The 13,826-nt window shown below is 59.4% G+C and carries 8 protein-coding genes; 1 reads left to right on the top strand and 7 read right to left on the bottom strand.

The genetic code is table 11. The features are described from left to right. Positions 1-149: 149 nt before the first annotated feature. Entirely contained in the window at positions 150-2,705 is a 2,556-nt protein-coding gene (locus KB449_RS25710) for a winged helix-turn-helix domain-containing protein (protein ID WP_282911093.1), read from the bottom strand. Between the two features lie 99 nt (positions 2,706-2,804). Next, positions 2,805-3,680, bottom strand: a complete 876-nt coding sequence (locus KB449_RS25715) for a helix-turn-helix transcriptional regulator (protein ID WP_282911094.1) — start codon at positions 3,678-3,680, stop codon at positions 2,805-2,807. Between the two features lie 147 nt (positions 3,681-3,827). On the opposite strand from KB449_RS25715, the gene KB449_RS25720 reads away from it, so the two are divergent. Further along, complete coding sequence (locus KB449_RS25720; protein ID WP_282911095.1) at positions 3,828-5,798, top strand: alpha-amylase family protein; 1,971 nt, start codon at positions 3,828-3,830, stop codon at positions 5,796-5,798. A gap of 166 nt (positions 5,799-5,964) precedes the next feature. Here KB449_RS25720 and KB449_RS25725 read toward each other — a convergent pair whose 3' ends face one another. The 5 genes from KB449_RS25725 to KB449_RS25745 all read right to left on the bottom strand — a co-directional run bounded on the left by KB449_RS25725 (position 5,965) and on the right by KB449_RS25745 (position 13,404). Beyond that, the gene (locus KB449_RS25725; protein WP_282911096.1) at positions 5,965-9,852 is read right to left on the bottom strand and encodes a CARDB domain-containing protein; all 3,888 of its coding nucleotides are present in this window, start codon (positions 9,850-9,852) and stop codon (positions 5,965-5,967) included. 300 nt (positions 9,853-10,152) lie between these two features. Beyond that, on the bottom strand, positions 10,153-10,716 hold the full coding sequence (locus KB449_RS25730) for an NADPH-dependent FMN reductase (protein ID WP_282911097.1): 564 nt from the start codon (positions 10,714-10,716) through the stop codon (positions 10,153-10,155). A gap of 214 nt (positions 10,717-10,930) precedes the next feature. Next, positions 10,931-11,929 (bottom strand): type I glyceraldehyde-3-phosphate dehydrogenase, encoded by a 999-nt coding sequence (locus tag KB449_RS25735; RefSeq protein WP_282911098.1) that lies wholly within the window; start codon positions 11,927-11,929, stop codon positions 10,931-10,933. A gap of 47 nt (positions 11,930-11,976) precedes the next feature. Then, the gene (locus KB449_RS25740; RefSeq protein ID WP_282911099.1) at positions 11,977-12,951 is read right to left on the bottom strand and encodes a ring-cleaving dioxygenase; all 975 of its coding nucleotides are present in this window, start codon (positions 12,949-12,951) and stop codon (positions 11,977-11,979) included. A gap of 51 nt (positions 12,952-13,002) precedes the next feature. After that, positions 13,003-13,404 (bottom strand): DoxX family protein, encoded by a 402-nt coding sequence (locus tag KB449_RS25745; protein WP_282911100.1) that lies wholly within the window; start codon positions 13,402-13,404, stop codon positions 13,003-13,005. Between the last annotated feature and the right edge of the window lie 422 nt (positions 13,405-13,826).

Below are 13,826 nucleotides of genomic sequence, written 5' to 3' on the forward strand. Positions count from 1 at the left end.
TTTGTAAGCATATAGTCCTCCTCGCATTCTATCCCCCAACTATAGAACGATTAAAAAGACAAAAAAATCCCCCTTTCGGGGGAGAAGCTCCGGTGTGCAAAGGGGGAGGGGGAGAATGAGCGGGATGAGGGAATGAGAATTTAGGCCTTTTAGACCAAGTTAAGCTCTTTTGCCTGCTGCAGCGCCTGAATCCGCGTGCCGGCGTTCAACTTGCGGTATATATTTTTAATATGAGATTTCGCCGTCTCGCTCTTGATTCCGAGCGCTTCGGCGATTTCCCTGTTCGATAAGCCTCGGCTCAGCAATCCGATCACTTTCGCCTCTTGCCCGGTCAATGCGACTGAAAGCGGGGGTGCATCGGCGCTTTCGGGCTTTAGCGAACGGAGAAGCTCCCCCGCATATACCTTCTCGGCCGATAACGCGGAGAGCTTCGGACGTCCGCGAGGAACTCGCGTATAAGCGATCAACAGCTCGGTCATATCCGTTCCTTCATCCAGGAAACTGCGAATGTACCTCTGCGGCCGCGCCAGCCTCAGCGCCGCGTCCAACGCGGCGAGCGCAGCTTCCGCCCGGCCCGCCCGATGCTCCGTCAGGCTTTGCTGAATCTTTACCTTGATCCGGTCCCTTAATCGATCTTCGACTTGAAGAAAATGGTCCAACCGCCTCAGCAGCTCCAATGCCTCGCCCGCGCGGCCCAACGCGGCCAACACTCTCGTCAGAACGAGGTATTCCGGTACCCGATTCGGCGAGATCTCGTCCTCTGCAGAGAGCCCGCAGGTCTCAAGCCATTCCCGAGCCGGTCCCGGCTTGCCTTGCTGCAGAGACAAGTCGGCTTGCTGCGCTTCGATCTTGATCATGAACAAAGCACGATCGGGCGAGACAATCTTCTCTTTTAACTTCGCCAGCAACGCATGCGCCTCTTCTGGTTGGCCGAGCGCCTGCCGAATGCGGGATGCGGTCATTGCCATATGAATCTCGATTCGCGCGAAGGGCTCTACGTCTTTTCTGCCGAGCGCCCTGCCAATCACTTCAGCGGCTTCGTCCAGCCTGTTCCACTCGTACAGCAGTTGACTATATGAGGCATACAAATAACCGACAAAAGGATACTCTTCCTTGACGCCCCATCTTCCGATCCAACGGGTGAGAAAGACTTCTGCCGCACGCAGATCGTTAATATAGCCCAGATGGTCGTCGAACGAATCGAAGCCCTGATAACGATTGCGTCCCATTGTTTGAAAGAGGCTGCCCTCGGGCATGCAAGCCTCCATCCGCTCGAAGTGCACGGACATCTCTTCCAAATCCTTTTGCAGATAGGCCGATACGGCGCAAAAATAGTAGATATTGCCCATCGCCCGGTTCCATTCTACGGCGAGCATTTTGTCCTGCAGCCATTCATATCGCAACCGCGCCGCGGCGACTCTGCGGTAGGCCGCCTCCCACTCGCCGACACCGAACAGCACCGATATATAGAACACTTCGAGCATCGGCTTTTCCGCAAAGGCGTCGTCCGGCAAGGATGTAATCCATCTTTTCAATGACACGCTCTTGGATTGCATGAGGACGGCCATGTTCTGTTCGATAAGCCGAACGGCATCGGCATATCGTTTGCCGGCAATGTAATGCTCGACCGCTTCTTCGTCGAAGCCGGAGGCCTCCAGCCACTTTGCGGCCCGCTCATGAACCAGCAGCCACCGTTCGACGTTCATGCCGTACAAACGGCGCTGCAGATATTCCGACAACAAATGATGATATCTGTACCATTCTCTGTCCTCGTCAAGCGGTATGATGAACATATTGTAACTTTCAAGCTGCTCCAGCTGCGCCTGACAATCGAGCTTGCCCGTGACGGCTTCGCACAAAGAAGCGTTCATTCGGCTCAAGATCGAAGTGTCCGATAAAAAATCGCGTATCTGCTCCGTCTGCCCGTGCAGAATCTCCTGGAGCAAATCATCCGCTACCCTGTGCTGACGGCCCGCAAATCGCTCGACATATTTGGCGATATCGCGCGACTGCTTCATCGATAACGCCGCCAGCTGCAAGCCGCTGACCCAGCCCTCGGTCCGTTCGACTAGTTGTCGTACCTGTTCCCGCGTCAATTCCAGATTTGCAGCATCTCTGAAAAACGAGTAGCCCTCGTCCAATCGAAAACACAAATCCCTCATGTCGATCCGGACAACCTGTCCCTTGGCGAAAAGCCGGGCGACGCGAAGCTGAGGCTCGGCGCGCCCAGCCATATATATATGTATGCCTTCAGGCAAATGCGCGAGCAAGAAGCTCATCGAACGATGAATGGCCTCGAGCTCGATCGTGTGATAGTCGTCGATTACGATCGCGAGGCGGCCGGCCCACCGCTCCAGTTCGTTCAACAGCGTGCCGATCGCAGGTTCCATGAGCTCCGAAGGTCCCGATGCGAGCATCGAAGGGATCTCCGGACCAAAGCCGGGCAAGCGCTCTTGAACGGATGCGATCACATAGCTCCAGAACTGTATCCAATCATTATCTTGACGGTCCAGCGACACCCAAGCCACTGGTATCCCGCTCTGCTTCGCCCACTCGGCCATGGCGGTCGTTTTCCCGTATCCCGACTGCGCCGAGATCAGTGTCAGTCTGACCTCCATCCCCTCATCCAGTTTAGCGATCAGGGCAGGACGCGATACCACAGGAACGCTAGAATGCGGGATGCGGAGCTTGGTACGGACGATCATGGCTAAAGCCTCCCGGCAAGGTCAAACATAAGTAATATAATCCTACCATATAAAAACGTGAAAATGTCGAAATAAGTCGAGTCGCGGGCAAGGTGCGCTCTACGCGTAGCCGGCATGCAGCCTGCGGTACGCCGCGGGCGACATCCCCGTCTCCTTGCGAAACAGACGGCCGAAATAGTTGGGATCCGCGATCCCGACTGCCTCCGCGATTTGCTTCACGGACAGCTCGGGGGAATGCTCGAGCAGCCTGCGCGCGCGGTCCACCCTGACGTGGCGCACGTACTCTACCGGGCTCATGCCGGTGTGGCGTCTCATGCAGCGGGCGATATAGTCCGGGTGAAAATGAAATTCGCGTTCGAGCGCTTCGATGTCGAAAGGCTCGCAGGCCAGACGCCGCAAATACGCGGATACTTCCTCGGCCAGGCGGCTCGAGCGGGTCTCGGTCGCCGCGCCCCGGACGAACTGCTGCATGACGGACAGCAGCTGCACGAACGCTGCCTGCAGGCGCCATACCGCCTCGACCGTCAGCCTGTCATGCAGCTTGACCAGCCGGTCCAGCGCCGGCCAAGCTTCGTCCATCCGAAAAGCGCCGAACTTCGGAATATAAACGGGCTGCATGCCCGGCTGGAGATCCTTGTCCGTGCCCTTACGGAGCACGAGCGACCACGGGATCTCGTCCGAAGCAACGATCCGGTGTCCGGAATCGTGCTTGACGTGAAACCAATACAGCTCCGTCGGCACCTCGCAAGGCCGAAATCCCTCATGCGCCTTACCCGGCTCCAGCACCAGCAGACGGTTAGGCCCGATCGCATATTCCGCGCCGTCTTCCGTCATGTACAAGCATCCCGATTTCACGAATATAATGTCATAGAGATCGAAGGAACGCCGAAAATGTTGCATGCCGGGCCGCCAGGTTCCATGTCCCGCCGTCACCAGCTGCGGCATCGGCGGCACTTGCCACTGAATGCAATCCAACTCGTCCCTCCTCGTTCCTTGCGGCTTGTACCCATGATAAACTGAAAAGTCGTTATTGTGCTAGATATTGTCGTTCCTATAACTATCGGTCGGCCCGCGGACGCTCTACACTGAAAGGCAAACAGAACGTTATGCGGAGGTTATTTTATGAGATTTCGTCAGGTACATCTGGATTTTCACACGTCCGAGCTCATCGAAAGCATCGGCTCGTCGTTCTCGGCGCAGCAATTCCAGGACATGCTTAAGCTCGGGCACGTCGATTCGATCACCGTATTTTCCAAATGCCATCACGGCTGGGCTTATCATCCGACAACGGCGAACGAAATGCATCCGCATCTCTCGTTCGATCTGCTCGGCGCACAGATCGAAGCCGCGCACGCGATCGGCGTCAAGACGCCGGTGTATCTGTCGGCAGGCCTCGACGAGAAGCTGGCCCGCGTTCATCCGGAATGGCTGGTGCGCCGCGCAGACGAGTCTACGCAATGGGCGCCCGATTTTCTCACTGCGGGTTACCACGAGTTTTGCATGAACACCCCCTATCTCGACACCCTTGTCGCCCAGATCGAAGAGGTCGTCCAAAAGTACGACGCGGACGGCATCTTCCTCGATATCGTGGGCATCCGCAAATGCTACTGCCAGTCCTGCATCCGATCGGCGCGTGCAGAAGGCATCGATCCCCGCGACGAGAGCGCGATGCGGCCGCTGTGGGAACGGACCTACCTACGTTATGCGGAGCGGACGAACGAGGCCGTCCATAAGTATCGCCCGGAGCTCCCGGTGTTCCACAACGGCGGTCATATCCCGCAGGGCAGACGGGAGTTGGCCTTCCTGAACACGCACCAACTGGAGCTGGAGTCCTTGCCGACCGGCGGCTGGGGTTACGACCATTTCCCGCTATCCGCGCGGTACGTCCAGCAGCTCGGCCGTCCTTTTCTCGGCATGACGGGCAAGTTCCACTTGTCCTGGGGCGAATTCGGCGGCTACAAGCATCCGAACGCCCTTCGGTACGAGACGGCGCTGAGCTTGGCAAACGGCGCAGGCTGCTCCGTCGGGGACCAGCTGCATCCGGACGGCCTGATGGACGAAGCTACGTACCGGCTGATCGGCGAGGCGTACAAGGAAGTGGAGGCAAAAGAAGCATGGTGCGCGGATACGGTCAATGTCGCGGACATTGCGGTCTTTGGCCTCGAGGCTTCAGGCCGTTTCCGCGGCGTCGGCGGCAACGTTTTGGATGCAGACAAAGGGGCGGCGCGTATGCTGCTGGAGACCAACCGGCTGTTCGACATTGTGGACCTGCAATCGGATTGGACGGCCTACGCCGTGCTTATCCTGCCGGACCTGATCCCCGCCGACGCCGAGATCGAAGCGAAGCTCGCGGCCTATGTCGGTCAGGGCGGCCGAGTGCTCGCCACGGGAAGCGCCGGCCTTCGCCCCGACGGCTCCGGCTTCGCCCTCGACTTTGGCGCGCGCTGGATCGGCTCCAATCCGTACAAGCCGGACTACTTCGTGCCTGCCGCCCCGTTCGGTCCGGGCGAAGGCGCATCCGCCGTCATGTACGGCGAAGGCCAGCGCATCGAAGTCGCGGGCGGCCGGGTGCTCGGCTACCGCGAGAATCCGTACTTTAACCGGGACGCCTTCTCCTTCTCGTCCCATCTTCACACGCCGAACGACAAGAGCAGCCGCGAGCCCGGCATGATCGAACACGACGCCGGCATCTATATCGCCTGGAACGTCTTCGGCGCCTACGCCGAGCACGGCAATCTCGTGCTGCGCCAGATGGTGGACTATGCACTCGGCCGCCTGCTCGCCGCGCCGACGCTCGCGACCTCGCTTCCCGCGCAGGGCGTGACGACTGTGCAGGAACAACCGTCCCATCGTCGTCTCGTTCATCATCTGCTGTACGCCTCCCCCGTCCGCCGCGGGCGAAATGTCGAGATCATCGAAGACGTGCTCCCGATCTACGACGTCGCGTGCACGGTGCGCACCGACCGTCCGGTCGGAAGCATCTATCTGGCGCCGCAGATGACCGAGCTGCCGTTTACTGCGCAGGATGGCGCGGTCAGCTATACGGTCCCGGTAGTCGAGTGCCACCAGATGGTCGTGCTGCAGTTCGCGTGAGTGCAGCATAGGACATTGAAGCCTGTTGCGTCCGCAGGCGCAGATTTTGCTCTTGCAGCGCTGCTGCGGCCGTTTGCTGCGGCTGTAGCGCAAATACTAAAAAAGCTCGCCCTCCGCCTGGCCATGAAGGCCATGCGGAGGGCGAGTTATTTTTCCATCTTCCCGCTTAATGAATCGTCAGATTAAACCCAGGCTGCAGGTAATACAGGCTCGGATACGCAACATTGCTCGTCGTCAATCCGTTGAACGTCGCCGAGCCGTTGCCGGTGTAGGTGTAGATGGCCGCGCCTTGGTGCGGACCGGAGAAGCGCGAAGTCGTCACGCCGTCGAGTCCCGTGCCGTTGATGTTGATGTTGTTGAACACGATATTCTCGAAGCCGCCGCCGTAGCCGAACTGGATCGCGTCGCGCTGCGTATTGAGGATGTCGATGTTCGTGAACGTCACGTTGCGGATGGCGTCGTTCGACGCTTCCAGATCGATCGCGCCCCGTTCGCCGTTGTACAGGTCCTGGCTCGTGCCGCTATTAATGATCGTCGTGTCCGAGAATACGATGCCGGTGTTGTTCTGGAAATGGTAGCCCGGGAACACGGTGTTCATCCGGATGCCGGAGCCGCCGACCGTGTCGACGATCAGGTTGTGGTCCGCCTTGTGGCCGCTGCCGCCGAAGAAGGCGATGCCGCCCGCGCGCCAGTTGTTCTCGATCGTGTTGTAGGAAAACGTGTTGTTGACGCCGGCCGGCGCGCCGTTCGTGTTGCTGGTCCAGACGGCCAGCGCGTCGTCGCCGTTGTTGCGCAGATTGCTGTTGCGGACGATCGAATTGCTCGTGCCCTGGGCGAAGTTGACGCCGTCGGCCAGGTTGTTGCGGATGCGGCTGTTCTCGATCGTCAGTCCGTTCGCATAGATCGCGGGCGTATGCGCATAATCGCCGACCCAGAAGCCGCATTCGAAGTGCTCGACCCATACGTCGTGAATCGTGGAGTTCGAGCCGAAGTTATCCATGAAGCCTTTGTAAATCGCATTTTGGCCGTAGCGCGACCGAAGCTTGGAGTTCATATAGACGTTGCTGAAATCCAGCTTGCCGGAGATGCGCAGCGAGATGCCGCCGCCAGCCGCGTTGGGGTTCGTGAACTGGATGTTCGTATGCCAGATGCCCGCACCCGTAACGGTCAGGTTGTTGATCATGCTGCTGGCAGAGCCGATCTCCCACATGCTGCTCAGGTTAAACGTACCCTCAGGAATGTAGAGCGTCTTGCCGGCCGCGACGGCCGCCGTCACCGCGGATTTGAACGCCGCGAGATCGTCCTGTCCGTCATTCGCCACAGCGCCGTAGTCGGTTACCGATACGGCGCCCGACGGACGGGCAATGGCGGTCGGCACCGGCTCGATTTCCAGGAAGTCGACGCCGTATTCCAGGCTGTCCCCGTTGCCCTTCTGAATCCGGATCGTGTCGCCCGGCGCAAGCGGCGTATCCATCTTCCAGTGCACTTCGTCGAATCGGAAAAGCGGTCTTCCGCCGCCCGGCGCATCCGCCGGCATGTCGCCGGAGAAGTACTGCCAGTTGTAATACGACGAGAGCGATACCGTCTTCACCTTGGTCCCGTTGACGTAGACGTCAAGCGCGCCGTTCAGGCCCATGCCGTCGCCGGAGTCGGGCATCGTAAACCGCATCGTGACGCCCGCGCCGCCCTGTCCCTGGCGCACGGTCCACTGCGCATAGGAGCCGTTCGACGGCAGCGCCACGTATTTCTGGCCGGACGCCTCCGAGGCGATCAGCGCCTGGTCGAAGTTCGGCGCAGCCTGCAGCGTCGCGCCGCCCCCTCTCGTCGCATCCTCCGTGTCGTACCGGAAGTACGGCATGCTCGCGCCGCGCGCCGCATAGACGGTGAGCGTGGATGCGCTTGTATTATTGGTCTGCTTGGTCGGGACTTCGTTGCCGTCCGCGGCGACGGTCGTCGTCACCGTGTAGCTGCCGCTGCCCGCCGTCCACGTGCCCGGGATGGCGACGTTGGCGGAAGCGCCCGCTGCCAGCGATCCGCTATAAGAGCCGTTCAGCGTCTGGACGGTCGTGCCTGCGCCGTTTTTAATCGCGAGCGAGATCGCGTGCGCGCCGGCTGCCGAAGCGATCGTGCCCTGATTTTTCAAATTGACCGTGAAGCTGACGGCGCTATTCGCGGTCGGGGTGCCCGGCGACCACGATGTCGCGGCGACCAGATCCGAGCTAGAAACGGGCGCAACCGTAAGCGGTGCGGCATTTGTATAGCTGTTGTTCGCTTCGTTCTGTTCGATGACGGCGTTGTTCTCGTCGACCTTGGCCGAGAGCGTATAGGAAGCCGCGGTCTTGGCGCCCGCGCTCACCGAGACGTTCGCCGTAGCACCCGCGGCCAGCGCGCCGACCTGCGCGGTGCCGGCGGCATCTCCGTTCAGGTAGAAGTTGACCGTCGTGGCGGCGGATGCCGCCGTGCCGATGTTTTTAACGGTCGCGTTCAGTGTGAGAGCGTCGGTCTCGATCGGCGAAGCCGGCGACCAGGACATGCCCGTAATCGTCAGGTCCGGATTGGCGGCCGGCGTGCCGAACACCTGGAATTCGGCGATCTGTCCGGCCGGCGCGCCGGTATTCGCCGTGATGTTCAGCTGCAGACGCTTCACCGTTGCCGTCACGGGAATCGTCACCGTGTTGCCGGATGCCGGGTTAAACGTGTAGGTCTGCGAGGAGACCAGGTTCGAGAAGGTTGTGGTCGACTGATTGTGGCCGAGCACCTGAATCGTCTGGGTCCTCGTGCCCCATTCCGTAGCGGGGTTCAGCTTGAGCACGATGGAAGTGATATCCTGGTTGGCGCCGAAATCGAGCGTCAGCGTGCTCGGATTGCCGCCGCCTTCCCAGTACGTGGCGGTGTTGTTGTCGTTTGCGTTGGCGGCCACGAAGGATTGCGTATTTGAGGACGCAACGATCGATTTGCCGATCGCAATGTTGCCGCCCGGCGGCGGCGTAGCGGTCGGCGTCGCGGTTGGGGTTGCCGTAGGCGTCGCCGTCGGGGTCGCGGTTGGGGTTGCCGTAGGCGTCGCCGTCGGGGTCGCGGTTGGCGTTGCTGTCGGGGTCGCCGTTGGCGTGGCGGTCGGCGACGTGCCGGCATCGACCGTGATCTGATCCAGATTCACGTTGGCAGAATCGCCTGCGTCGAATTTGTACGCAATCGTATTGCTGCCGGCGTTCAAGGTCAAGGCTTCCGTTTGCGTGCCCCAGGTGTCCCAGTTAGCCAGACTCGCGAGCGTGGTCTGACGGATCTTGACGCCGTTGACGTAGACGGACAGCGTTCTGGCGGCGCCGTTCGCGTTGCCGTACTTCAGCGTCACGTTCCGGCTGCCCGCTGCGGCTGCGTTGACCGTGAACGTCGTCGTCGCCCCTTGCGTCCAGTAGCCGTCGACGAAACCCGTTCCCGCGTAGCCCGCATGGTCCGTATTCACCTTGGCACCGCCCGATAACGCGGCATTTTCTGCTTGGTACGTACCCGGAGGCGGCGTTGGCGTCGGCGTCGTGCCGGCCGCAGCGTAGATCTCGAACTCCGACAGCTGTGCCGCCGGCCAGCCCGTGTTGGCGGTCACGTTCAAACGAACGTACCGGGTGGACGTCGCCGTGAAGTTGATCGTGACGGCGTTGCCGGCTACGGCCGGGTTAAACGTATAGTTCGCAGAACTCACGATGTTGGCAAACGTTGAACCGTTCGCGCTGCCCTGAACGGCCAGCGTCTGCGTGCGCGTTTCCCAGCTTGACGGCAGCTTCAGCACGATCTGGTCGATGTTCACGCTCGCGCCCAGATCGACCTGAATCCATTGCGGGAAAGCGTTGTTCGCGCTCTCCCAATAGGTGCTTGCATTGCCGTCTTTGACGTTGTCCGGCGCATACGTCTGCGATTGGCCGCTCGCGGTAATCGTCTTGCCGATCGTCAGATTCGCGCCTCCGGCCGCGAACGCCGGAGAAAAAGAACCGGCGGCAGAGATCCATCCGGTGATCAGCACAATAAGAGCGAGCATCCATGCTGCGTGCTTTTGTCGCATTATAGTCCTCCTTAAATGGGATTGGGCCGATGTTCGAAGTCTCATTCGCAATGATAGCGGTTACAAGTAGTGACGAACCGATATAACCCGACTGCTTCGGTTTGCTCATGCGCGGCTTGCCTCCATCCTCCCTTCCTCAACTTTACGTACAGCTTTATTATAGTGAGGCGTTCCGCTTGACTATAAGGCGTGATATTACGAAGATGGTAGCCGATTCCAAGCACCTGGGAAACGAAACGTAAAAACAGGCCGACCAGGGATCCTGGCTGACCTGCATCGATAAACCGTTTATACGGCAAGTTACTGCAATCCCCGCGACTGGTCGATCCAGCGAAGCAGCGTCTGCACGTATCGCTTCAAATACTTGAGCGTCGTCTCGTCCGTCAGACGGCCGCGCTCGGCATCCACTTTTTCCATGACCTGAGAAATGTACATTTTCTGAAAAGGCAGCACCCAGGCCTGCGTCGCCTCCAGCGTCTGCCGGATCTGCTGCTGCGAAAGGATCGTGCCCTTGGGACCCGGCGTCGCGCCGACGATGCCGACAGGCTTGTGAATCAACGCGGCCGAGCGGGTGGGCGTGGACGCCCAATCCAGCGCGTTTTTCAGTACGCCGGGAATGCCCGAATTGTACTCCGGGCTCACGATCAGCAGCCCGTCCGCGCCCCGGATCGCCTCGCGGTAAAGCCGCACGGCCTCGGGGCCGTCGCCAACGTCGATATCCGCATTGTATAAAGGCAAATCCGCGATCGATATGTATTCGTAAGCCGCTTCTTCATCCAGGCTAAGCTCCGGCACGGTGGCCGCGATCATGCGATTGTACGACTGCTCCCTCAGGCTCCCCACGATGATGCCGATCTTTTTCATCCCGATACGCCTCCCCCTTAAGTTGAAGTTAAAAACCGCATATATACATCTATTTGCGCCGGCACGGCCCCTTTTAGGAAGCAAAGATGCAAATCAGCATCTTTTTCCTCCTGCCGCCCGGATGAACATCGTTTTCATCCAACCGAACGACTCCGGCACGCCGCCCCCGTAGAAAGGGACGACCGCTTGACTGGCCGGCCGTCCCTTCGTTGCATTAGCGGTTGGCGAGGTAAGCCGCGACTTCGGCGAGTCGCGAGGCGTAGCCCCATTCATTGTCGTACCAGGCTGCGATCGATACGATGTCTCCTTGTACCTGCGTCAGCGGCAGGTCGATGATCGAAGAATGCGAATCGCCGACGATGCGCGAGGACGCCCATTCGCCTTCCAGCACGTCCAGCACGCCCTTGAGCTCGCCTTCGGCAGCCGCTGCCCGGAACATATCGTTGATCTCCTGCGCGGTGACCGGCTTGTCGGTGATCAGGTTGAGCTCGGCGATGCTGCCGGTCCGGGTCGGAATCCGGTAGGCCTTGCCTGTAATCTGAAGATCGGGCCAGATGAACTTGAGCGCCTTGGCCGCGCCGGACGACGACGGAATGATGTTCTCCGCCGCTGCCCACGAGTCGCGGCGGTCCTTCATCGGCTGATCGGTCAGCGACTGGGTGTTCGTGTACGAATGGACGGTCGAGAACAAGCCGTGCTTAATGCCGAAGTTCTCGCGAACCAGCTTGACGACCGGAGCCAGCGCGTTGGTTGTGCAGCTCGCCATGCTGATGATCTTGTGCTTGTCCGGATCGAAGTGGTCGAGATTGATCCCCTTCAGCAGCACCGCGTCGCAATCGTCCAGCGTCTTGCTCGGGCCGCTGACGAGTACGCGCTTGGCGCCGCGGTCCAGGTGAACCTGGGCGACCGAACGCGTCACGGCACGGCCGGTACAGTCGATGACCAGGTCCACGCCGAGCGCCTGCCAGTCCGGCACCTCGCTTGCGGAGTTGATGTACTGGATGTCCCGGCCGCCGATGACGATGCTGCCTTCGCCGCCGGATACCGCCTCGGGCCACCTTTTATAGTTAGTGTCGACCTCGAACAGCGCGGCCAGCGTGGCCTCGTCCTTGATGTCCGAGATGGATACAGGTACGAACAGATTGTCTTGAAGGGCGACTCTGAGCAACTGTCTGCCGATGCGTCCAAATCCGAATACCGCTATTTTGCCCATGTTAACCCTCCGCTATGAATAGAATGAATTTTCCTTGCCTCTTCAATTTACACCGAATCCCGGTCGGATTGAAGAGCCTGGGGAATTAATTCGCGCACTTCGATCTGCAGCAGGTTAGCTTCGATCTGTTCGCGGTGCGGTTCGTACCACGAAGGGAGCATCAGCTTGCCGCCCAGCGTTTCCGCAGGCTCGTCGTTCGCGAATCCGGGCGGATCCGTGGCGATCTCGAACAGAATGCCGCCGCTCTCGCGGAAATAGATAGCGTTGAAGTATTGGCGGTCGATAACCTCCGTCGGGTAGAAGCCGGCTTCGCTTACGTGCTGCTGCCACTGTACGTGTTCTTCAAAGTCCTTGGCCCTCCAGGCGATATGATGAATCGTGCCGGCACCCGGCGTCCCCCAAGGCATGTCGGTCGTCGGAATGTCGACGATGTTGCCGATGTCGCCGAATGCCCGGAAGCGGGTATACCCGTCCTCTTCGCCGATGCGGGTCATGCCGAGCACATGCTCGAGGACCGCCCCCGTCTGCTTGACGTTTGCGCTGAACAGGATGGCGCCGCCGAAGCCCTTGATGGCCTTGTCAGCCGTGATGCCGCCGAACGACCATTCGCTGTTGGCGCCCGCTTCGCGTTCGACGAGCTCCAGGCGCAGGCCTTCGTTGTCCTCGAACTGTACGAAGTTTTCCCCGAAGCGCGACGTCTTCTCGAACGAAATTCCGAAGCTTGCGAGACGTTCTTCCCAGAAAGCAAGGGCGCCGGCCGGCACGACATAAGTCGTTACGCCGACTTGGCCGCCGCCGACCTTGCCCTTGCGGGAGCCGGGATGCGGGAAGAAGGTAATGATCGTGCCAGGGCTGCCGTTCTTATCGCCGAAGTAGAGGTGGTACACTTCGGGGGCGTCGAAGTTGATCGTCTTCTTGACGAGCCGGAGGCCCAGGACGCCGGCATAGAAGTCGACGTTTTCCTGCGGATTTCTGGCGAATGCGGTGATATGGTGGATACCTGCGGTTTGGATGGTAGTCATGATTGATTCACTCCTCGTTTATGTTAGGAAACGCACGATTGGGTTAGCCGATTAAAATAAGTTGAACACGTTGTCGAGCGAGTATGCGCCCGCGCCGGTCAGCGCCACGCCGATCGCGATGGCGAGCATGACGAGCGGGTATTCGTAGCCATTTGCCGTCGACCATACGCCGTTAGGAGCGTGGACCTTGATGGCGCCGATCATGGCAAGCGCGATCAGGACCGCGGCGACCGGCGTCAGCAGACCGACCGTGAACAACGCGCCGCCCAGGAATTCCATGAGCCCGGCGATGACGGCCATCGCGACGCCCGGCTTGATGCCGACCGATTCCATCCAGCCGCCCGTTCCCTTCGGTCCGTAGCCGCCGAACATGCCGAACAGCTTTTGCGCCCCATGCCCCACAAACAACAAACCTACAACGATTCGAATGATCAGCAATCCCGTATCCATCATGATAATTCTCTCCTTTAAAATGTTTATTTTAATTTTCTTTAATTAAAGATATTAGGTCGGCGAAAACTTGATCGTCTAAATCGGTTCGCGCCATCCCTCGCCTTGCTGCTGACTCACTAGCGTCGTCTTTTCCATCGTCGTTGCCATTGCCATCGTCCTTGCCATCGTGCCAGCCATTCGTTATTCCTCATTTCGCCGTTTGTTTTGGTTCGCTTCACTGTGTTTGTTTGGTTCGTTCATCTCTTGAATTAAAGATAATTGATTTGAAGCATTTTGTCAACACCCCTTTTAAAGGTTTTGGGAAGGCTCTCTTTCGCGCAGGCTCGGTTTGTTTCTAGTTAGGAGTTCTAGCGGTATGGCGACGTCCTCGAGGGTTGGTTTGTTTCTAGATGGGACTTCCTGCCACGTGGTCGCATGACGGA

It is taken from the genome of Cohnella hashimotonis, from assembly GCF_030014955.1.
Lineage (GTDB): Bacteria > Bacillota > Bacilli > Paenibacillales > Paenibacillaceae > Cohnella > Cohnella hashimotonis.

Coding starts and splice junctions, on each gene's coding strand:
- KB449_RS25735 (WP_282911098.1), bottom strand. CDS start 11,929: ATGGGCAAAATAGCGGTATTCGGATTTGGACGCATCGGCAGACAGTTG.
- KB449_RS25745 (WP_282911100.1), bottom strand. CDS start 13,404: ATGATGGATACGGGATTGCTGATCATTCGAATCGTTGTAGGTTTGTTG.
- KB449_RS25710 (WP_282911093.1), bottom strand. CDS start 2,705: ATGATCGTCCGTACCAAGCTCCGCATCCCGCATTCTAGCGTTCCTGTG.
- KB449_RS25725 (WP_282911096.1), bottom strand. CDS start 9,852: ATGCGACAAAAGCACGCAGCATGGATGCTCGCTCTTATTGTGCTGATC.
- KB449_RS25720 (WP_282911095.1), top strand. CDS start 3,828: ATGAGATTTCGTCAGGTACATCTGGATTTTCACACGTCCGAGCTCATC.
- KB449_RS25730 (WP_282911097.1), bottom strand. CDS start 10,716: ATGAAAAAGATCGGCATCATCGTGGGGAGCCTGAGGGAGCAGTCGTAC.
- KB449_RS25740 (WP_282911099.1), bottom strand. CDS start 12,951: ATGACTACCATCCAAACCGCAGGTATCCACCATATCACCGCATTCGCC.